17 protein-coding genes and 1 tRNA gene are annotated in these 18,979 nt (G+C 64.0%); 12 read left to right on the top strand and 6 right to left on the bottom strand.

What is annotated here, in order from left to right; all coding sequences use genetic code 11:
- A complete protein-coding gene (locus CH281_RS15060; RefSeq protein WP_027496105.1) occupies positions 1-915 on the top strand; it encodes a MazG family protein in 915 nt (304 codons plus the stop codon).
- Here CH281_RS15060 and CH281_RS15055 read toward each other — a convergent pair.
- Complete coding sequence (locus CH281_RS15055) at positions 904-2,883, bottom strand: heavy metal translocating P-type ATPase (protein ID WP_094694707.1); 1,980 nt, start codon at positions 2,881-2,883, stop codon at positions 904-906. The two genes, CH281_RS15060 and CH281_RS15055, sit on opposite strands and share 12 nt — an antisense overlap.
- An 89-nt stretch (positions 2,884-2,972) precedes the next feature.
- On the opposite strand from CH281_RS15055, the gene CH281_RS15050 reads away from it, so the two are divergent.
- On the top strand, positions 2,973-3,341 hold the full coding sequence (locus CH281_RS15050) for an ArsR/SmtB family transcription factor (protein ID WP_027496107.1): 369 nt from the start codon (positions 2,973-2,975) through the stop codon (positions 3,339-3,341).
- Between the two features lie 113 nt (positions 3,342-3,454).
- Here CH281_RS15050 and CH281_RS15045 read toward each other — a convergent pair whose 3' ends face one another.
- The 4 genes from CH281_RS15045 to efeU all read right to left on the bottom strand — a co-directional run bounded on the left by CH281_RS15045 (position 3,455) and on the right by efeU (position 7,458).
- Positions 3,455-4,096 carry a dihydrofolate reductase family protein gene (locus CH281_RS15045; protein WP_094694705.1) on the bottom strand — a complete coding sequence of 214 codons (642 nt, stop codon included), beginning with the start codon at positions 4,094-4,096 and terminating at the stop codon, positions 3,455-3,457.
- Between the two features lie 95 nt (positions 4,097-4,191).
- Positions 4,192-5,442, bottom strand: coding sequence for an iron uptake transporter deferrochelatase/peroxidase subunit (efeB, locus tag CH281_RS15040; protein ID WP_094694703.1), 1,251 nt, complete (start codon positions 5,440-5,442; stop codon positions 4,192-4,194).
- Complete coding sequence (gene efeO, locus CH281_RS15035) at positions 5,423-6,562, bottom strand: iron uptake system protein EfeO (protein ID WP_094622315.1); 1,140 nt, start codon at positions 6,560-6,562, stop codon at positions 5,423-5,425. The genes efeB and efeO overlap by 20 nt, the downstream gene beginning before the upstream one ends.
- A gap of 14 nt (positions 6,563-6,576) precedes the next feature.
- A complete protein-coding gene (gene efeU, locus CH281_RS15030; RefSeq protein WP_027496111.1) occupies positions 6,577-7,458 on the bottom strand; it encodes an iron uptake transporter permease EfeU in 882 nt (293 codons plus the stop codon).
- A 189-nt stretch (positions 7,459-7,647) separates the two neighbouring features.
- On the opposite strand from efeU, the gene CH281_RS15025 reads away from it, so the two are divergent.
- The 7 genes from CH281_RS15025 (at position 7,648) to CH281_RS14995 (ending at position 13,622) form a co-directional block, all read left to right on the top strand.
- Positions 7,648-8,358 carry a lytic transglycosylase domain-containing protein gene (locus CH281_RS15025; RefSeq protein WP_045842124.1) on the top strand — a complete coding sequence of 237 codons (711 nt, stop codon included), beginning with the start codon at positions 7,648-7,650 and terminating at the stop codon, positions 8,356-8,358.
- Between the two features lie 87 nt (positions 8,359-8,445).
- The gene (eno, locus tag CH281_RS15020) at positions 8,446-9,732 is read left to right on the top strand and encodes a phosphopyruvate hydratase (RefSeq protein WP_027496113.1); all 1,287 of its coding nucleotides are present in this window, start codon (positions 8,446-8,448) and stop codon (positions 9,730-9,732) included.
- A gap of 259 nt (positions 9,733-9,991) precedes the next feature.
- Entirely contained in the window at positions 9,992-10,480 is a 489-nt protein-coding gene (locus tag CH281_RS15015; RefSeq protein ID WP_256983580.1) for an FtsB family cell division protein, read from the top strand.
- Positions 10,477-11,007 (top strand): DUF501 domain-containing protein, encoded by a 531-nt coding sequence (locus CH281_RS15010; RefSeq protein WP_032371198.1) that lies wholly within the window; start codon positions 10,477-10,479, stop codon positions 11,005-11,007. Before CH281_RS15015 ends, CH281_RS15010 begins: the two co-directional genes overlap by 4 nt.
- Entirely contained in the window at positions 11,004-11,948 is a 945-nt protein-coding gene (locus CH281_RS15005) for a Ppx/GppA phosphatase family protein (protein WP_094694699.1), read from the top strand. The genes CH281_RS15010 and CH281_RS15005 overlap by 4 nt, the downstream gene beginning before the upstream one ends.
- 116 nt (positions 11,949-12,064) lie before the next feature.
- Complete coding sequence (locus CH281_RS15000) at positions 12,065-13,501, top strand: short-chain fatty acid transporter (protein ID WP_094694697.1); 1,437 nt, start codon at positions 12,065-12,067, stop codon at positions 13,499-13,501.
- 44 nt (positions 13,502-13,545) lie between these two features.
- Positions 13,546-13,622: transfer RNA gene (locus CH281_RS14995), tRNA-Leu, on the top strand.
- Between the two features lie 151 nt (positions 13,623-13,773).
- Here CH281_RS14995 and CH281_RS14990 read toward each other — a convergent pair.
- Entirely contained in the window at positions 13,774-15,201 is a 1,428-nt protein-coding gene (locus tag CH281_RS14990) for a short-chain fatty acyl-CoA regulator family protein (RefSeq protein WP_179274202.1), read from the bottom strand.
- Between the two features lie 180 nt (positions 15,202-15,381).
- On the opposite strand from CH281_RS14990, the gene prpD reads away from it, so the two are divergent.
- From prpD to CH281_RS14975, 3 genes are read left to right on the top strand one after another with little or no spacing between them, the layout of a single operon-like run.
- Positions 15,382-16,884, top strand: a complete 1,503-nt coding sequence (gene prpD, locus CH281_RS14985; RefSeq protein ID WP_094694695.1) for a 2-methylcitrate dehydratase PrpD — start codon at positions 15,382-15,384, stop codon at positions 16,882-16,884.
- Positions 16,884-17,795, top strand: a complete 912-nt coding sequence (gene prpB / locus CH281_RS14980) for a methylisocitrate lyase (protein WP_094694693.1) — start codon at positions 16,884-16,886, stop codon at positions 17,793-17,795. The genes prpD and prpB overlap by 1 nt, the downstream gene beginning before the upstream one ends.
- Positions 17,795-18,916, top strand: a complete 1,122-nt coding sequence (locus CH281_RS14975) for a bifunctional 2-methylcitrate synthase/citrate synthase (RefSeq protein ID WP_094694819.1) — start codon at positions 17,795-17,797, stop codon at positions 18,914-18,916. Before prpB ends, CH281_RS14975 begins: the two co-directional genes overlap by 1 nt.
- Positions 18,917-18,979 lie beyond the last annotated feature (63 nt).

Genomic DNA, 18,979 nt, shown 5'->3' with positions numbered 1-18,979 from the left:
GTGACGATCGTTCTGCTCGACCCTGTTCGTCCTACTCAGGTACCGGTGGACGCCGTCGAATTTCTCGGTGGCGCAGTGCAGTTCACCGAAGAGGTTCCGGTGAAGGTGCGCTGGTTGTTCTCCGGCACCGCCGCGCCCGACGACGTCGATGCCGTGTTGGTGAGCACCGACCGGACCAATCCCGATGTACAGAACCGGATCGCCCGCGGCGAACGCGTCGTCGCGGCCGAGAAGCTTCCTGGCGACGACGTCATCGCGGCGGTCCAGCTGATGGACCGTTTGCGTAGCGTCGGCGGCTGGGAAGCTCAGCAGACGCACGAGTCGCTGCGCGGCTATCTTCTGGAAGAAACCTACGAGCTGCTCGACGCCATCGCCGCCGGCAACTTGGTCGACCTCCGTGAAGAGCTGGGAGACCTGTTGTTACAGGTGCTCTTTCACTCCCGGATCGCTCAGGACGCCGCCGAGGACCCCTTCGACGTCGATGACGTTGCCGCAGGTCTGGTGCGGAAGCTGACACACCGCAGCCCGCATCTGAGCCGAACCGACACCGGACCGATCGACATCGTCGAGCAGGAGCGGATGTGGGAAGAGAAGAAGGCGTCGGAAAAAGCCAGGGGCTCCTGCCTGGACGGCATCGCGATGTCTCAGCCGTCACTTGCATTGGCGCAGAAGGTGATCGGACGCGCCAGCAAGGCGGGACTGCCCGACGAGCTCGTTCCGGACGGTCTACGGGTCGTCCACATCGGCGTCGACCATTCGAACGGCGGGGACAGTGCCGAGGACGCATTACGGCGTCGAGTACTCGATTTCGCGGCGTTGATCCGTAATGCCGAGGCATCGGCCCGCAATGCGGGCGTCACGCCGGGAGAGATGAGTGCGTTGGATTGGATCGAACACTGGGGTCTACGGGGCTGATCGGGACGCTTTCTGCTTCCAGGCACGCGAGGACAGCAATCGCATCCCGTTCAAAGCGACGATGACCGTGGAGCTTTCGTGACCGGCCACGCCGATCGGTAGCGGAAGGGTACCGATCAGATCCCAGGCGACCAACACCACGATGAACGTCGCCGCAATCGCCAGGTTCGCGACCACGATGCGGTGAGCCCGCCGCGAAAGCGCGATGACGGACGCCAGGGCCCCGAGGTCGTCGCGGATCAGGACGGCATCGGCGGTGTCGAGCGCGAGATCGGATCCTCGACGTCCCATGGCGACACCGATGTCGGCCGTGGCCATCGCCGGCGCGTCGTTGACGCCGTCGCCGACCAACAGCACTCGCCGCGGGGTCTCGCCGTCGGTACGTTCGTTTTGCAGTTGTGTGACGGCCTCGGCCTTGTCCTGGGGCAGCAGTCCCGCGCGTACGTCGACAATGCCGGCGCGCGCTGCCACTGCTCGAGCGACGCGGTCGTTGTCGCCGGTGAGGAGCACCGGTCGGGTGCCGACCAGACGTTCGAGACCTGCGACCGTGGTGTCGGCTTCGGCGCGAACGATGTCGACGAGTCCGATCACCGCGATCGCTTCTCCGTCGAGGTGCACGATCACCGCCGTCATGCCCTCGGCTTCTCGAAGGGCGGCTGTGCGCTCGGCCGGGGCGTTCGTGTTGTGCGGTGCGGCTTCGGGTTTGGTGACCGTGACGGTGCGGCCGTCGACCGTGGCCGTGACTCCCATGCCGGGTGTCGAATCGAAGTGCGTTGCCGTGGTGATCGCGACGCCTCGCCTCGTGGCGTAGTCGACGACAGCGAGTCCGATCGGGTGCTCGCTTCCGTTCTCGGCCGCAGCTGCCAGGCGGAGCACTTCGTGCTCGTCCAGGGTTCCCAGAATATCGATGCACTCCACCCGGGGTGTTCCCTCGGTGAGGGTCCCCGTCTTGTCGAAGGCGACCGTGTCGATGGAGCGCAGCTGTTCCATCGCCACGGCAGACTTGACCAGTACGCCGTTTCTGCCCGCGGTGGCCATCGCTGCGAGTAGGGGCGGCATGGTCGCCAGGACCACCGCGCACGGTGACGCGACGATCATGAACGTCATCGCTCGCAGCAACGACGATTCGAGGTCGTTCCCGAGCAGCATCGGCACCGCGAATATCGCTGCGGTACAGAGCACGACGGTCTTCGAGTAGTACTGCTCGACTTTCTCTATGAACAGTTGCTTCTCGGCCTTGGTCTCGGACGCGTGCTCGACCATGGTGACGATGCGCGCGATGATCGTGTCGGACGGGTCGACGTCGATCCTGATCCGTAGTGCGCCGGTGCCGTTGATGGTGCCGGCGAACACCTCGTCGCCCTCGGATTTCGAGACGGGTACCGATTCCCCCGTGATCGAGGCCTGATCGATGTCGGATGCGCCGTCGACGATGGTGCCTTCACCCGAAATGCGTTCGCCGGGGCGCACTGTCACGATGTCGCCTGGACGAAGGTCGGATGCATCGACCGTTCGTTCGTGGCCGGAGGTGTCGAGCACGGTCGCGGTCTCGGGTGCCAGATCCAGCAAACTCCGAATCGAGTCGGCGGTGCGTCTGGTGAGCACCGCTTCGAGGGCACCGGAAGTGGCGAAGATGACGATCAGCAGTGCGCCGTCGAAGATCTGCCCGATCGCCGCGGCACCGAGTGCGGCGACGATCATCAGCAGGTCGACGTCGAGCGTTCGGTCCCGCAGCGCCCGGAGTCCTTCCAGCGCAGGCTCCCACCCACCGGTGGCGTAGCAGGCGAGGTAGAGCGCCCAGTACGTCCATGTCGGCGCGTCGATCAATTGCGCGAGAAGTCCGAGGGCGAACAGTGCTGTCGCGGCCAGCGCCCATCTGACTTCGGCGATGTCGACTAGACGGGTGCGGCTTGCGCCGGCTGGATGTCGCACGTCGGCCGGTGCCGGGGCGGTGCTGGTGGAAGTCATGCGGGCCTTCGTTCCGTCGGAAAGGGCAAACCTCACCGTACAGGATTACATGAAGACCTTTACATGTGTACATAAACTATAGTTGTCGCATGGGACATGGAGTCGAGGGACGCAGCACGCCACCTGCGCAGCTCGATGCCGAATCTGCCGCCACGGTGGCCGCGACCCTCCAGGCTCTGGCCACACCGAGCCGACTGCGCATTCTGACGCAGCTACGGCAGGGGCCGAGCGGGGTCAACGATTTGGCCGACGCAGTGGAAATGGAACAGTCGGCGGTGTCGCATCAGCTCCGGTTGTTACGCGCCATGGGACTGGTCACCGGGACTCGCTCGGGCCGAAGCGTCATCTATCGCCTGTACGACAACCACGTCGCGATGTTGCTCGACGAGGCCGTCTATCACATCGAGCACCTCGGAATGTCGGCATCGGATTTCCCCTCCGACGCCGACTCCGCCTGAGATGTTCTCACTTGCCCCAATACTCGCGCTGGGGGTATTCCTCGTGCCTCGGTTGGGATCAATGTGGGTTTCAGTCGGTCAGAGTGCAACGAAGGCGCATTGATCCGGCCAGGCTACCTACGCCAGAACAGGTGATGAGTCATACCGCTGCTACTCGGGACAACTTCGTGCTCGAATCTGTCGTTGAATTCGTCGGGTGAATCCCACAGCTTCAGGCCCGAGCCGAATTCGATGGGTGTGACGGCGATGTGCATGGTGTCGACCAGATCTGCGTCGAGGAACTCGCGGATACTCGTGACGCCACCGCCGAGTCGCACGTCCTTCCCGTCGGCCGCCTCCTTCGCCTGTTTCAGTACGTCGGCGGGCTCGCCGTCGACGAAGTGAAACGTGGTGTCGGAGAGTGTGATCGACGGCCGTTCGTGGTGGGTGAGCACGAAGACGGGCGTGTGGAACGGCGGCTCGTCACCCCACCAGCCCTGCCACTCGTGATCGGCCCAGGGGCCGCGTTGTGGCCCGAACTTGTGTCGGCCCATGATCTCGGCACCGATGTTGCGGGCGAAGTCGCGGGCGAAATAGTCGTCGAGTCCGCGGCTACCGGTCGAACCGGCGTCTCCAGGAAAACTGGCGGTGGCGAAGTACCACCTCATCAATGCCAGATGGTCGAGGCCGAACGGGCTCTCAAGGCTCTGGTCCTCGCCCGCAGCGATCCCGTCGCTCGAGACGGTGAAATTCTGTACCCGAACCAGCTGACCCATATGTGCTCCCGATGTCGATGACGAAACGTTCGACGGTGTAGACCGAACCGCGTGCACGAACTCACCGCCCGGACGGGGTGGGGCCGGCGGAAGAATCACTCGAACAGCGTCGAACCCCAGTATTCGGATTCTCCGACGCCGGGTGGGCATGCGAATACCGCAGACCCGACGTGTTGGATGTATTCGTTCAGTGCGTCCTTGCGAGACAGGGCCAACTGCATCGGGACGAATTGGGTCAGGGGATCGCGGCAGTAGGCGATGAAGAACAGTCCGGCGTCGAGGTGTCCGAAGCCGTCCGATCCGTCGGTGAAGTTGTATCCCCGACGCAGGATCTGGACGCCGCCGAGGTTTTCCTTCGACGCCAGACGCACGTGTGCGGTCTTGTCGATGAAGGTGCCTTCCGGTCCCTGTGACTCGAAGTCGAGTGCGTCGAATTCGTCCTTCTGGCCGAGCGGTGCGCCAGTTCCCTTGCTGCGTCCGATCACTCGCTCTTGTTCCTTCAGCGTGGTGCGGTCCCACGATTCGATGAGCATGCGGATACGGCGGGCCACGAGGTAGGAGCCACCTGCCATCCACTCCTGATCGTCGTCAGGGGCAACCCAGACGTTCTCGTCCAGCAAAGACGGGTCCTCGGCCTTGAGGTTGGCGGTCCCGTCCTTGAAGCCGAACAGGTTTCGCGGGGTGTCCTGGGTGGTGGAGGTGGATGAGGTGCGCCCGAAGCCCAGCTGCGACCACTTGACCGAGACCGTGCCGAAGCCGACGCGGGCGAGGTTGCGAATGGCGTGCACGGCAACCTGAGGGTCGTTTGCACAGGCCTGGATGCAGAGGTCGCCACCCGAGCGGCGCGGGTCGAGGTTGTCGGCCGGAAAGTGCTGCAGATCAGCAAGGGAGGCAGGTCTTTTCGACGCCAGATCGAACCGATCGAACAGTGCCGGACCGAACCCGATCGTCAGCGTCAGCGACGATGCCGTCAGGCCGAGAGCCTCGCCGGTGTCCGTGGGCGGGTTGTACTGGCCGCCGTCGACAGCTCCGCCGTCGAACGTCTCCTCGCCATGCACCAACCGCTCGGCCATCAGCGTCCACTTCTTCAGCAGCGCAACGAACTCGTCGCGAGAGTCGGTGGTGACGTCGAACGCGACGAAGTGCATGCGGTCCTGTGCCGGGGTGACGATGCCGGCCTGATGGTCGCCGCGGAACTCGACGACGTCCGACGTCGGCACCTCGGCTCCCGAGGCCGTCGCGTGTCCCGCGATGGCCCCGACTCCGACGAGTGCAGCCCCGGTCCCGACGGCACCGAACAGGCGCCGCCGGGAGAACTGTCCAGTCTTACTGTCCGGCAACGACACCCTGCACCTGGCTCACTTCGGCGGACAGGGCGTCGATCTTGTTCGACAGTTCCTGTCGCTGCGGTTCGGTCACGGTGTCGTAGAAGACGAAGCCGTCGCCGCTGCGGTACTTGGCGAGTTCGGCGTCGAGTTCTGCGAAGCGGGCGTCGATCGCGGTGCCCAGTTCGGCGTTGCGCTCGTCGAGGATCGGACGCACGGCCGCGATGGCTGCCTGCGAGCCGTCGACGTTGGCCTGGAAGTCCCACAGGTCGGTGTGCGAGAAGAAGTCCTCTTCACCGCTGATCTTGGTCTTGGCGACCTCGTCGAGCAATCCCTGTGCGCCACCGGCGACCTGGACGGGGTCGATGGTGAAGTCGTCGGCCTTGATCTTGTCTGCGAGTTCGGTGATGTCGGCCTCGAGCTGATCGGCCATCGCGTTGGTGTCGGTCTGCAGTCCCTGCGTCCACAGGTCCTTCTCGATGCGGTGGAAGCCGGTCCACTCCGCGCCGGGCTCGACGTCGGGCTCGCGCAAGTCGATGCGCGGATCGAGATCGTCCGGGAAGCTCTCGGCGACCGGCTCGATGCGCTCGTAATAGCTACGCGCGATGGGGAACTGGGCCTTGGCGGCGGCAACGTCGCCGCTCTTGACCGCGGTGACGAACGACGTCGTGGTCTCTTGCAACGCGTCGATCTGACTGACGACGTAGCGCTTGTAGCCGTCGGCTGCCTCGGTGAGCAAGCCGTCCTCGTCCGTCTGGCGAACCGAATCGCCGGTCACGACGAAATCGGCCCGGACGCCGTCGCCCACCATGCCTGCCTTGCAGGCGGTTTGGTACGTGCCGGGGTCGGGCAGAGCGACGATGAGCTGACGCGTCAGACCCGGTCCGATGTTCTCGACCTCGCCCATGACGCGGTCGCCCTCGCCGTAGACGTAGAACTCGGTGACCTTGCTGCCGTTGTTGGTGATCTGGAACGTGGAGTTTCCGGTGGTGCCCTCGGTTGCACCGACGTCGCAGGACGAGTCGGTGGCCGTGACGGCGATATCGCCCGATGCGGCCTCGGTCGAGGACTTCTCGGTGCATCCGGCCAGGGCCATCGGTAGAACCGCGACCGCGGCCAGAGCGTAGGTGGTACGACGCATGGTGGTGGTGCCTTTCAGGAGTTCTGAAGTACAGGCTCGGGAGCCGCTGGAACGCGGACCGGGCGGAGGAAGAGGAACAACACGACGACGATGTACAGCACCCACGCGATCGATTGGAAGACAGTGGGTTCGGGGCGGAAGTTGAAGATGCCGGCGAGCACGGTGCCGTACCAGCTCGAGGCATCGAAGTGTGCGGTGATGTCGAAGGCGACAGCGCTGCCACCGGGTAGGACTCCGCCGATCTGCAGGGCGCGGATGCCGTAGGCCAGGATTCCGGCGGCGACCACGATGAGGAAGATGCCGGTGTACTTGAAGAACACGGCAAAGTTGATGCGCACCGCGCCGAAGTACAGGAACACCGTCAGTACTGCGGCGACGACGATGCCCAGTAGAAGTCCGAGCAGTGGCCACAGGCTGCCGTTGGTGTTCTCGGCGTACCCGACCATGAGCAGTGCCGTCTCGACGCCCTCACGGCCGACGGCGAAGAACGAGAGCGTCAGCACTGCCGCAGGCCCGACGGTGAGTGCTTTCTCCATGTTCGCCCGCAGCTCGCCGGAGATGTTCTTGGCGGCGGTGCGCATCCACAGGACCATGGCCGTGACGATGACGACGGCGACCAGCGAGGCCGCTCCCGCGATGATCTCGGCCGTCAGCCCGGTGACGGTGGACGTGCCGTAGTGGATCACGAAGAAGATCGCCGCCACCATCGCGACGGCCAGGCCGACTCCCAGCCACACCCACTTGAGGGCGTCGCGGCGGTTCGCCTTGACGAGGAAGGCCACGAGAATCATCACCACGATGCCGGTCTCGAGACCCTCGCGAAGACCGATCAGACCGCTGCCGAACATCTGGGTAGCGATCGACGGCGCAGATCCTGCGGCAGCCAGTACGGACACGGAAGGTGCTCCTGTTGTGCGTCGAACATTGGTACGCCTTGCCTCGCGAAGGGTAGGCGACCCTCATGCGTGAAGGTTGACAGAAACATACACCCTGCAACCTGGTCCTTATGCACGTTGTACTGGGGTTTTACCGGCCTTTAGCTTTCTATTACCTTCCGTGTGCAGGATGGTGAGGTGATCTCACGAATCTGCGTGCTCGCCACCGCATCGGTACTCCTTGCGCTCACCGCATGTGGCAGCAGCGAGCCGAAGCGTGAGATTCCCGAGGGCATTCCGCCCGGCCCGGGCACGGAGGTGCCGATCATCGACTTCAATGCGCCCGGCCGAACGGCCGATCTGCTCATTGCCTGGGCAGAGCCGCAGACCGATGCGCTCGGTATCTCGGTGACCGCACTCGCGTCGTACGGGCACGCTGCCGCGATCATGGCCGAGACCGACGCGGACTGCGGCATCGCCTGGACGACACTGGCCGGGATCGGGTACATCGAGAGTCGGCACGGCACCTACCAGGGGTCTTCCGTGCAACCCGACGGACTCGTCGCACCGCCGATTCGCGGAATCCCACTCGACGGCGGACCGGGCGTCGCCGAGATCCCGGACACCGACGGCGGATCGATGGACGGCGATGCCGAGTTCGATCGTGCGATGGGACCCATGCAGTTCATCCCCGAGACGTGGAAGAAATGGGGTGTCGACGCCAACGGCGACGGCATCGCAGATCCGGACAACATCGACGACGCCGCTCTGACGGCGGCGCGTTATCTCTGCGCGCGCGGCGGTGATCTGCGGACGGCGCAGGGGTGGGAGAGCGCGTTGATGGCGTACAACCTCTCGGGCCAGTACCTGCGCGACGTGCGAGATCGAGCGGCCGCGTACTCGGTGGGCACCAGGCCGTAGAACTCCGTGCATCGCGGGCAGTGCCGGTGAGCGGCTAGTCTTGCACCCGGCACAGTCCGCCGGTCCCCGTTACTAGGAGAAGCATTCGTGGCCATCATTGAGCAGGTCGGAGCTCGCGAGATCCTCGATTCCCGTGGCAACCCCACGGTTGAGGTCGAGGTCGCATTGGACGACGGGACGTTGACCCGTGCAGCCGTTCCCTCCGGCGCATCCACCGGTGAGCACGAGGCCGTCGAGCTTCGTGACGGCGGAGACCGCTACGGCGGCAAGGGCGTCGAGAAGGCCGTCAACGCGGTGCTCGACGAGATTGCACCCGCCGTCATCGGCCTCGACGCCATCGAGCAGCGCACCGTCGACCAGGCCCTCCTGGACCTCGACGGCACTCCCGACAAGTCCCGCCTCGGCGCGAACTCCCTGCTGGGTGTCTCGCTCGCCGTCGCCAAGGCTGCTGCGGAGTCCACCGGACTCGAGCTCTTCCGCTACCTCGGTGGCCCGAACGCCCACATCCTGCCGGTGCCGATGATGAACATCATCAACGGTGGCGCGCACGCAGACAGTGGCGTCGACGTCCAGGAATTCATGATTGCGCCGATCGGTGCGGCCACGTTCAAGGAGTCGCTGCGCTGGGGTGCCGAGGTCTACCACGCACTCAAGGCAGTGCTCAAGGCCAAGGGCCTGTCCACCGGCCTCGGCGACGAGGGCGGCTTCGCTCCCGATCTCGCCGGCACCAAGGCAGCTCTCGACCTGATCCTCGAGGCCATCGGCAAGACCGGTCTCAAGCCCGGCCAGGATGTCGCGCTCGCCCTCGACGTGGCGGCCACCGAGTTCTACACCGCGGGCACCGGCTACGCCTTCGAGCGTGAGACCAAGTCCGCCGAGCAGATGTCGGCCTTCTACGGCGAGCTCGTCGACGCTTACCCGCTGGTCTCCATCGAGGATCCGCTCGACGAGAACGACTGGGACGGCTGGGTCGCACTCACCGAATCGATCGGCGACAAGGTTCAGCTCGTCGGCGACGACCTGTTCGTCACCAACCCCGAGCGTCTCGAAGACGGCATCGTCAAGGGTGCGGCCAACGCACTGCTGGTCAAGGTCAACCAGATCGGCACGCTGACCGAGACCCTCGATGCAGTGGATCTGGCCCACCGCAACGGCTACAAGACGATGATGAGCCACCGTTCCGGCGAAACCGAGGACACCACCATCGCTGACCTGGCAGTTGCCGTCGGCAGCGGGCAGATCAAGACCGGTGCCCCCGCCCGAAGCGAGCGCGTCGCCAAGTACAACCAGTTGCTGCGAATCGAAGAAGCTCTGGGTGACGCGGCGCGTTACGCAGGCGAGCTGGCTTTCCCCCGGTTCAATTACGAGGGCTGAGTCAACCGATACGTATGCACGAAGTGGAGAGTGAATGATGGCGCGACGCGGGAGGTCCGGGACCAGTCCAGGTGGACGGGACCCCCGACCCCGCGGCCGTCCGTCCTCTCCGAATCGCTCGAAGCCGACCGGGGGTGCGTCTCGCGACGAGACCGCCTCCGGTCGGCCGGCCACTCCACCGGAGCCGTCGGATCAGGCGCGTGACGCCGTGGTGGGTGGCAGAGCTGCTCCCAGACGTGTCGGTGTTCGTAGGCCCAAGATGCCCGAGCGCACCTTCTTCGGGCTGTCCACCGGACGCGCAGTCATTCTCGGTGTCGTGGTGTGCGCGTTGGCGCTGACGCTGGCCGTGCCGCTCAGGACCTACTTCTCGCAGCGCGGTGAGCTCGAGTCCGTGTTGGCCGAGCGTCAGACCCTGCAGGATGAGGTCGACGCGCTCGAGACCCAGAAATCTCAGCTCAACGAACCGTCCCGTATCGCTGCCGATGCTCGCGAGCGGCTGCGGTTCGTCATGCCGGGGGAGACGCCGTATCAGGTGCAGCTCCCCGGCGACTACTCGCCGAACTCCAAGGATCTCGAGGTGGACAACACCCCGACCGGGCCGTGGTACACCGACCTGTGGAACACCGCGGTGCAGCCGCAGGGATCGGACGAGCCGTCGGAGCCCACGTCCGCGCCCATGCCCGTCGTACAGCCAGAACCCGCTCCGGCCCCGCCGGTGCCAGAACCAGAAGGGGGACCCGTCGGGTGAATTCCTCGGCAGTCTCGCAGGAAGATCTCGATGCGGTCGCATCGCAGCTCGGACGTGAACCGCGTGGCGTACTCGAAATCGCGTATCGATCTCCGGACGGCAGGCCGGGTGTGGTGAAAACTGCCCCGAAGCTTCCCGACGGCACTCCGTTTCCCACCCTGTACTACCTGACCGACCCGCGATTGACGGCGGAAGCCAGTCGGCAGGAATCGGCCGGAGTCATGCGTGAGATGACGGAACGCTTGGGCACCGATCCGGAATTGGCTGCCGCGTATTTGCGTGCCCACGAGTCGTACTTGGCTGAGCGCAACGAGATCGAATCTCTCGGAACGGATTTCACCGGCGGCGGTATGCCCGACCGCGTCAAGTGCCTGCACGTGTTGATCGCGCATTCGTTGGCCAAGGGGCCAGGAGTCAATCCGCTCGGCGACGAGTCGGTGGCATTGGCAGCCGAGAACTCGTTGCGCGGCAAAGCTATTCCGGCCGATTGGCCGACCATCGAAGAACTACGTGCGGAGAAATCATGACCAGGGTTGCAGCGATCGATTGCGGCACCAACTCTATCCGCCTGCTCGTCGCAGACAACAACGGTAAGACCCTCGCCGACGTCGCTCGTGAGATGCGTGTGGTGCGACTTGGACAAGGCGTCGACGCGACCGGAGCCTTCGTGCCCGAGGCCATCGAGCGCACCCGTGTTGCATTGGTGGAGTACGCGGAGATCATCCGTAAGACCGGGGCCACCGCGGTGCGCATGGTCGCCACCTCCGCCACCCGTGATGCGTCGAATCGGGAGGACTTCTTCTCGATGGTGCGTGAGGTACTGGGCAAGGTCATTCCCGGTGCCGAGGCCGAGGTGATTACCGGAGACGAAGAAGCGCGGCTGTCCTTCGCTGGAGCGGTCGGTGAACTCGATTCTGCCGCAGGACCTTTCCTGGTCGTCGATCTGGGCGGCGGTTCTACCGAGCTCGTACTGGGCGACGCCAAAGGCGTGAAGGCGGCGTTCTCGGCGAACATCGGCTGCGTCCGGTTGACCGAGCGGTTCCTGCACTCGGATCCTCCCACCGTGGACGAGATCAACGGTGCACGTGAGTATGCCCGCGAGAAGTTGGCGGAGGCGTTCGAGGACGTGTCGATCGGCGACGCGTCGAGCTGGGTGGGTGTGGCCGGCACGATGACGACCATCGCGGCCATCGCCAAGGAACTACCCGAATACGACGCAGATGCGGTGCACCTTTCGCGGGTTCCGTTCGATCAGCTCTTCGAGGTGTGCGAGCGGCTCATCGGCATGACCCATACGCAGCGAAGTGCATTGGGCCCCATGCACCCCGGACGGGTCGACGTCATCGGCGGCGGAGCAATCGTATGCAGCGTGCTCGCCGAAGAGTTCGAGCGACGCGGTGCTGTCAGCTCGTTGACGGTCAGTGAGCACGACATACTCGACGGCATCGCGATGTCGATCAAGATCTGATCTGCAATTCTGCAGACGCGATCTGCGGCGATGTAGGTTGCATCGCTTCGCTTTTCGGTGAAGCCTGAAGGACGCTGTGGCTCATGTCACTGCTCCCGACGAGGCTAGGACCACCGATGACGACACCCGCCCAGCAGGACCCGGCCGAGAAAGGTCTGGCGCGCGTAGCGCAAGCGCTCGCCAAGGGAACCGAGAAGTGGTTCCCCGACGCGTACATCTTCGCCCTCGTCGGCGTGGTGGTTGTGGCTGTTGCCGCCTTCGCCAACGGGTCGTCTCCGCAGAATGTGGTGGACGCATTCGGAAACGGTTTCTGGGACCTGACGGCCTTCACGCTGCAGATGGCGATGGTCGTGCTCACCGGGTACGTCGTGGCAACCTCTCCACCAGTCGCCAGATTGATCACCCGATTGGCGCAAGTGCCCAAGAGCTCCAGTAGCGCAGTCAGTTTCGTTGCACTGCTGTCCTGTTCGGTCTCGTTCCTCAACTGGGGTCTGAGTCTGGTGTTCGCTGGTCTACTGGCCCGTGCCATCGCGCGCCGTGACGATCTGCGGACGGACTATCGGGCTCTGGGAGCTGCGGCGTTCATGGGCCTCGGCGCGGTCTGGGCGCTCGGCATGTCGTCCTCCGCTGCTCAGCTGCAGGCGACGGCCAGTTCGCTTCCGGCGACACTGCTTTCGGTCACCGGTGTACTCGACTTCGGCACCACCATCTTCACGTGGCAGTCGTTGCTGATGTGCGTCATCATCATCGTGTTGACGGTCGTCATCGCACACGTGTCTGCTCCGAAGGGTGCCGCGATCAAGACTGCCGCCGACATGGAGGTCGATCTCGACGACACCGTCGCGGAGCCGGCACCGCGCACCAGGCCAGGGGAGTGGCTCGAGTACAGCCGCATCCTTCCGCTCTTCGCCGGCGCGATGACGCTGGGATGGCTTGTGTCTCAACTGTTGACGCTGCCGGTGCTGTCGGTGGTCAGCAGTCTCAACGGCTATCTCTTGGTGTTCCTGATGCTCGGTCTCGTGCTGCACGGCACCCCGCGACGGTTCCTCGATTCGGTCAGCAAGGCGGTCCCCGCCACTGCGGGGATCCTCGTGCAGTTCCCGCTGTACGCCGCAATGGCGGCCATGTTGACCAAAGCGGAGGGTAGAGGAGGCGTGACGATCTCCGAGCACCTCGCGAATTTCTTCACCGACATCGGTAGCGGCGGTGGATTCGCCGTGGTCATCGCGGTCTATACCGTCGTACTCGGGCTCTTCGTTCCGTCCGGCGGTGGCAAGTGGCTCGTCGAAGCGCCGTACGTCATGCAGTCGGCCACCGACGTGCAAATGAACCTCGGCTGGACCGTCCAGATCTACAACGTCGCCGAGGCGCTGCCGAACCTGATCAACCCGTTCTTCATGCTCCCGTTGCTGGCCGTTCTGGGTCTGCGAGCACGGGATCTGATCGGATTCACGTTCCTGCAGTTCATCTTCCACTTCCCGGTGGTCCTGCTGCTCGTGTGGCTCCTCGGCATGACCTTCGACTTCGTGCCGCCGGTCATCCCGGCGCAATAGCAGCCCGATATGATCGTCACCGCTGGAGCGAGTCTCCGGCGGTGGCCCCTATAGCCCAATTGGCAGAGGCAGCGGACTTAAAATCCGCACAGTGTCGGTTCGAGTCCGACTGGGGGCACCAGTGCCGCCGAACTCGAAGTTAGGGATGGATTTCGGGCGGATTTCGTCCCTAACTTCGAGTTCGACTGAGTTGAGTTGACATACGGGCCAAGGCGTTCCTCGCCGCGTCTGTCGGCTGTCGGGTGTCGATCTCGGATCGTCCCGCACCCTGTTCACGTATAGGGGTAGGGCAGGTCGGTGTCGACGTCTTCGTCGACGAGTAGCTGGCGTCCGAGTTGTGGGAATGCGCGTTGTGAACACGAGGTGCGTTCGCACACCCTGCATCCGGGACCGATGGGAATCGATGCGCCGGGGGAGTGCAGCGGTAGGTTGTCGGCGTAGACCAGTTTGTGAGCATAGGCGATGTCACATCCGAGGCCGATCGCGAAACTTTTCCGTGGTGATCGGTATCCGAGTCCGCCACTGTCGGTGGCGCGCGCAATCCACAGATAGGAGCGGTCGTCGGGCATGGTGGCGATCTGTGTGAGAATTCGCCCCGATGCCGCGAATGCGTCATGCACAACCCACAGTGGACAGCTTCCACCGACACGTGAGAAGTGGAATGCACTGGCGGACTGACGTTTCGAGATGTTTCCGGCTCGGTCGGTGCGGATGAAGAAGAACGGAACGCCCTTCGCCCCTGGTCGCTGCAGCGTGGACAATCGGTGACACACGGTTTCGAAGCCGACCTCGAAGGTCAGCGACAGCAGATCGATGTCGTATCGCAGCGACTCCGCAGCGGCGAGGAACCGTCCGTAGGGCAACAGCAGGGCTCCGGCGAAATAGTTGGCCAGCCCGACGCGGGCCAGCTCTCGGGCCTGAGTGCTCAGGTTCGTATCGGCATCGACGATCGTGTCGATTGTCGTCGACTGCGAGAGAAATGCCAGCTGGGTTGCGATCTGGTAGGCGCGTTGCCCGGCGGTCAGTCGACGCGCGAGCAGGAGAGTCCCGCCGGTGTCGTCGAAGATTCGTTTGGGGCCGAGTGCGCCGGGATCGTCGTCGCCGATAGTCACCGTGATGCCGTGGTCCGCTTCGATGACCCGTGCGAGTTGTAGATCGAGCGCCCCGATACTGAGCCCAGTTCGCTCGAAGAGTTCCTCAGCCGCAGTATCCAATTCGGGGATGTGATTGCGCCGGTCGTAGAAGAAGTCTCGGACTTCCTCGTAGGGCATCGGGGCGTGACCGCCCGTCGGGACATCGGGTTTGGGCCCGTCGAGTCCGACCGTGAGCCGATCCACCTGATCGGTCGCTGCATGGAGCTTGCGGTGCAGCGACACGAGGGTGCGCCCGATGTCCGGCATGCGCGCGACCAATTCCTGGATGTCGGACATCGACACCTCGCCTCGGTCGGAGGTTTCGGTGAGTACATCGTGCAGGTCGGCGACGAGGCGAGCGTCGGTGTCGGTGGCGAAGAACGAGGGGTCGAGCTCGAACATTGTGTTGAGCTTGAGCAGTACCTGGACGGTCAGAGGTCGTTGGTCGTTCTCGAGTTGGTTGAGGTAACTCGGCGAGAGCTCGAGTGTCTTCGCCAGCGCGGACTGCGTCAGCTGTCGTTCCTCGCGTAGGCGACGCAGCCGCCCGCCTGCGTAGATCTTCTGCATCTTTGTCGCTGCCTCCTTCGGGTGTCGACACTGTAGCCGAACTGGACTTCGCAACATTTGCCGATTTGCAGGAATTGCCTCGCAAAAATAGGCATTTGCGATGTCTTCCGCAGGTCCGGACTCGTGCGTAGCTTGTGAATGAAGCGTAGTAAGCCCTTTCATCAGCACGGAGGATTTTCTGTGAAGACCCATCTCGTACGCACCCGTACATCCGCCGAGGACTTTCCCCAGTCCGAGCACCTGGCTTGGAAGGTCGCCGAGGTCGCCACCGACGCAGTGGAGGTACCCGAAGCGACGGCCGAGATGATCGTCAACCGGATCATCGACAATGCCTCGGTGGCTGCGGCCTCGCTGGTGCGCCGTCCAGTGACGAGTGCTCGCACACAGGCGCAGGCGCACCCGTACAGCCCCGGTGCCACTGTGTTCGGAATCGGTGGAAAGTACTCACCCGAGTGGTCCGCGTGGGCCAATGGGGTAGCGGTGCGAGAACTGGACTTTCACGACACGTTCCTCGCCGCCGAGTACTCCCACCCGGGGGACAACATTCCGCCGATCCTCGCAGTCGCCCAGCACGCCGGGCGCTCGGGGCGCGATCTGATCCGCGGTCTGGCCACCGGGTACGAGATTCAGATCGACCTCGTTCGCGCAATCTCGTTGCACGAGCACAAGATCGACCACGTTGCCCATCTCGGTCCCTCTGCTGCCGCCGGTATCGGCACCCTGCTCGGCCTCGACACCGAAACCATCTACCAGGCCGTCGGGCAAGCGCTGCACACCACGACAGCCACCCGTCAGTCCCGCAAGGGGTCGATCTCGAGTTGGAAGGCCTACGCCCCTGCGCTCGCAGGGAAGGTTGCCGTCGAAGCCGTCGATCGAGCACTGCGCGGCGAGGGTGCCCCGTCGCCGATCTGGGAGGGTGAGGACGGGGTCATCGCGTGGCTTCTCGGGGGACCGAACGCGGAATATCATGTGCCGCTTCCCAGCCCGGGTGAAGCCAAGCGTGCAATTCTCGACAGTTACACGAAGGAACACTCCGCCGAGTACCAGAGTCAGGCCCCGATCGACCTCGCCCGACGAATGCGGGAAAAGATCTCCGATCTCGAACAGATCGAGACGATCGTGTTGCACACCAGTCACCACACGCATTACGTCATCGGCACCGGCTCGAACGATCCACAGAAGTTCGATCCCACCGCCTCCCGGGAAACCCTCGATCACTCGGTGATGTACATCTTCGCAGTTGCGCTCGAGGACGGAATCTGGCATCACGAGCACTCCTACGCCCCCGAACGCGCGCAGAGGCCGAACACCGTCGCGTTGTGGAACAAGATCTCGACCGCAGAGGACCCCGAGTGGACGCGCCGATACCACTCTGTCGATCCGGACGAAAAGGCGTTCGGTGCACGCGCGGAGATCACGCTGAAAGACGGCACGGTCATCGTCGACGAACTCGCGGTCGCCGACGCGCACCCCCTCGGTGCCCGCCCGTTCGCCCGCGAGCAGTACATCGCGAAGTTCCGTTCGTTGGCCGATGGTGTGATCGCACCCTCGGAACAGGATCGCTTCCTTCGCGCAGCCGAGCGGGCTCCCGAGCTCGCCGCAGGTGAACTCGATCAGCTGACCTTCACCGTCGCCGACGATGTTCTCGCGCGGGCTCCGAAGACCCCGAAGGGCATCTTCTGATGCCGGGCCTCATCGCGGCCTCGACCTCGGCCGCGGACAAGCGAATTGCACTACGCGCCGCGCTGTCGTCGACGTCGATCACACGGCTACCTGGCGCCATCAACCCGCTGACCGCAAAGTTGATTCAGGAGATCGGCTTCGAGGGGGTCTATATCTCCGGCGGCGCATTCTCTGCCGGGCTCGGTCTGCCCGACATCGGACTCACCACGTTGACCGAGGTCATCACCCACAGTGCGCAGATCGCGGCGGTCACCGAGTTGCCCGTACTGATCGACGCAGACACCGGATTCGGTGAGCCGATGTCCGCGGCACGCACGGTGCTGGCGGCCGAGGATGCGGGGATCGCCGGGCTGCACCTCGAAGACCAGATCAATCCCAAACGCTGCGGGCACCTCGACGGCAAAGCGATCGTCCCGACAAACGAGATGGTGCGACGCCTCCGTGCGGCCGTCACCGCGCGGCGTGATCCGAACTTCGTCATCTGCGCCCGCACCGATGCAGCGGGTATCGACGGAATCGACGCCGCGATCGAACGAGCGAAAGCGTACGCGGACGCCGGAGCCGATCTGATCTTTACCGAGGCACTCGTCGAGGAAGGCGACTTCGCGAAGTTCCGTGCTGCAGTGGACACTCCGCTGCTGGCGAACATGACCGAGTTCGGTAAGTCCGAGCTGATCGCCGCGCAGAGACTCGAGGACATCGGCTACAACGCTGTTATCTATCCGGTCACCACATTGCGACTGGCCATGGGTGCCATCGAAGCCGGACTCCGTGAGATCCACGACTGCGGAACGCAGAAAGGACTCCTCGACCGGATGCAGACCCGCTCACGTCTGTACGAGTTGCTCGACTACGAGCGTTTCAACGAATTCGATACCGGAATTTTCAATTTCAGCTTAGGAGAGCAGTGATGACCGAGGCGATTCCCACGATCTACAAAGGGCTGGCCGGTGTCGTGGTCGACACCACCGCCATTTCCAAGGTGGTACCCGAGACGAACTCGTTGACCTACCGCGGATACGCCGTGCAGGATCTCGCCTCGCACTGCAACTTCGAGCAGGTCGCGTATTTGCTGTGGCACGGTGAGCTCCCGTCCGTGCAGCAACTCGAACTGTTCGTTCAGCGCGAGCGAGCCCAACGGCGAGCAGACCGCTCGTTGCTCTCGCTCGTGACGAAAATGCCCGACAATTGTCATCCGATGGACGTGGTGCGCACCGCGATCAGCTATCTCGGTGCGGAAGACGCTGCCGAGGAGGACAATTCGGCATCTGCGAACCTGGCCAAGGCGCTGCGTATGACGGCAGTGTTGCCGACCATCGTCGCCGCCGACCATCGCCGCCGACACGGCCTCGATCCCATCGCCCCTCACTCACACCTGGGATTCGCGGAAAACTTCCTCTACATGTGCTTCGGCTCCGTTCCCGAACCGGAAATCGTCAAGGCCTTCGAGGTTTCCCTGATCCTGTACGCCGAGCACAGCTTCAACGCCTCCACCTTTGCTGCCCGCGTGGTCACCTCGACACTGTCGGATATCTACAGCGCCGTCACCGCCGCCATCGGAGCGCTGAAGGGTCCGTTGCACGGCGGTGCCAACGAAGCTGTCATGCGAGACATGCTCGAGATCGACGACCCCGAACGGGCCGCGCAGTGGCTGCAGAACAAACTCGCAGCCAAAGACAAGGTCATGGGGTTCGGTCACCGTGTCTACAAGAACGGCGACTCACGCGTACCGACGATGAACGCAGCATTCCGCGACGTCGCCGCGGTGACCGGCGGAGACAAGTGGGTGCGCATGTACGATATCCTCGAAAAGACCATGCACGATGCCACCGGCATCAAACCCAACCTCGATTTTCCTACCGGTCCGACGTACTACCTGATGGGCTTCGACATCGACGTGTTCACACCGATTTTCGTCATGAGTCGCATCACCGGTTGGACGGCTCACATCATCGAGCAAGGTGCGTCGAATGCGCTGATCCGACCACTGAGCCAGTACTCGGGAGTGCCGCAACGCGCTGTCGTCGCCTGACGCCGGCCAACCCGTTGGTCCGATTCCCCACTGCACGTCGGGTGGCCGCTGTTCTCGACCTGG

It is taken from the genome of Rhodococcus sp. 06-221-2, assembly GCF_002258365.1.
Classification (GTDB): Bacteria; Actinomycetota; Actinomycetes; order Mycobacteriales; family Mycobacteriaceae; genus Rhodococcoides; species Rhodococcoides fascians.
The sequence above is the reverse complement of the archived record's forward strand: the minus strand, read 5'-3'. Positions and strand labels throughout refer to the sequence as shown.

Bases quoted from the DNA above. Each gene is read 5' to 3' on its own strand.
- prpB (WP_094694693.1), top strand. From the start codon at position 16,884: ATGCCGGGCCTCATCGCGGCCTCGACCTCGGCCGCGGACAAGCGAATT.
- CH281_RS15055 (WP_094694707.1), bottom strand. From the start codon at position 2,883: ATGACTTCCACCAGCACCGCCCCGGCACCGGCCGACGTGCGACATCCA.
- CH281_RS15045 (WP_094694705.1), bottom strand. From the start codon at position 4,096: ATGGGTCAGCTGGTTCGGGTACAGAATTTCACCGTCTCGAGCGACGGG.
- CH281_RS15015 (WP_256983580.1), top strand. From the start codon at position 9,992: ATGCCCGAGCGCACCTTCTTCGGGCTGTCCACCGGACGCGCAGTCATT.
- CH281_RS15000 (WP_094694697.1), top strand. From the start codon at position 12,065: ATGACGACACCCGCCCAGCAGGACCCGGCCGAGAAAGGTCTGGCGCGC.
- efeO (WP_094622315.1), bottom strand. From the start codon at position 6,562: ATGCGTCGTACCACCTACGCTCTGGCCGCGGTCGCGGTTCTACCGATG.
- CH281_RS15005 (WP_094694699.1), top strand. From the start codon at position 11,004: ATGACCAGGGTTGCAGCGATCGATTGCGGCACCAACTCTATCCGCCTG.
- CH281_RS15050 (WP_027496107.1), top strand. From the start codon at position 2,973: ATGGGACATGGAGTCGAGGGACGCAGCACGCCACCTGCGCAGCTCGAT.
- CH281_RS14975 (WP_094694819.1), top strand. From the start codon at position 17,795: ATGACCGAGGCGATTCCCACGATCTACAAAGGGCTGGCCGGTGTCGTG.
- CH281_RS14990 (WP_179274202.1), bottom strand. From the start codon at position 15,201: ATGCAGAAGATCTACGCAGGCGGGCGGCTGCGTCGCCTACGCGAGGAA.